The following is an 888-nucleotide window of genomic DNA, read 5'->3' on the forward strand; positions in this document are numbered from 1 at the left end:
TTCATATATTATATGGTGGCTTATATATAGAAAACTCTTTAAATCACAAAAGCATATATCTAAATTTCTTGTAGTGCTTGGAAGTATAGGTTTAATTATCTTTTATTACACACCATATTCATTTTATTTAGAGCCTAGTTATTGGCAATTTAGAAATATGTGTAAGCTTAATGAATTACCTAATAATGAAGAGAAGTATAATAAGATACTAAGGTATTTTGATACAAGTTTAGATACACTTGATTGGGAGGAGTTGAATAAGAAAGTAGAGGCAATGGGTGAGCAAGCATATTTTTACTCCCCTAATGAAGTAGAATATAAATTTTTCATAGGTGAAATAAAAAACTCAAGATATTCTATTGCTGCAAGTTTGTATAGCAATGAAAAAATTTTTAAAAAAAGTAATATCACTTTGGCTATAATACTTGGAAAATGGCACACAAGACGCTATTTTCCAGCAGGAAATGAAGGAAGTGGGTTTTATTGGAGTGAAGCAGATTTATATTGCGACAAGATAACAAAATACAACTTGGAGGCTAAGAAATGAATAATAAGATATTAATCAACAAGATGAGGGATAATGCTGAATTAGCTCAAGCTGCCTATGGATATTTTCATTTTATAGGAAAAGAGTTTAAAGGCGAAGATATTGAAAACACAAATCGAAAAAATAATCCAACTATAACTTTCTATGATATCTTAGACTTAACTTACAAAGGCTATAAAGTCAAAGATACAGGTCTAATATTTGATGATGAACTCAAAGGCGACATGACTCCCAATCAAGCCAAAAGATTCTTTTCTTGATATGATTTACTCATTCATCAGCCAAATACTGAAAGTGGCTTTTCTGCTACTTTATTTGGAGAAAAAAGAAAACAAAAGAAT

General features: G+C 29.7%; 2 protein-coding genes. Both read left to right on the top strand.

Annotation, left to right across the window (positions count from 1 at the left end; genetic code table 11):
• The coding region (locus tag LS81_RS11020) for a hypothetical protein (protein WP_138069960.1) at window positions 1-547 on the top strand (547 nt) is incomplete at its 5' end.
• Window positions 544-807, top strand: a complete 264-nt coding sequence (locus LS81_RS11025; protein ID WP_336595922.1) for a hypothetical protein — start codon at window positions 544-546, stop codon at window positions 805-807. The genes LS81_RS11020 and LS81_RS11025, both read left to right, overlap by 4 nt.
• Window positions 808-888: the final 81 nt, after the last annotated feature.

The sequence above is a fragment of the Helicobacter trogontum genome (assembly GCF_000765905.2).
GTDB lineage: Bacteria > Campylobacterota > Campylobacteria > Campylobacterales > Helicobacteraceae > Helicobacter_A > Helicobacter_A trogontum.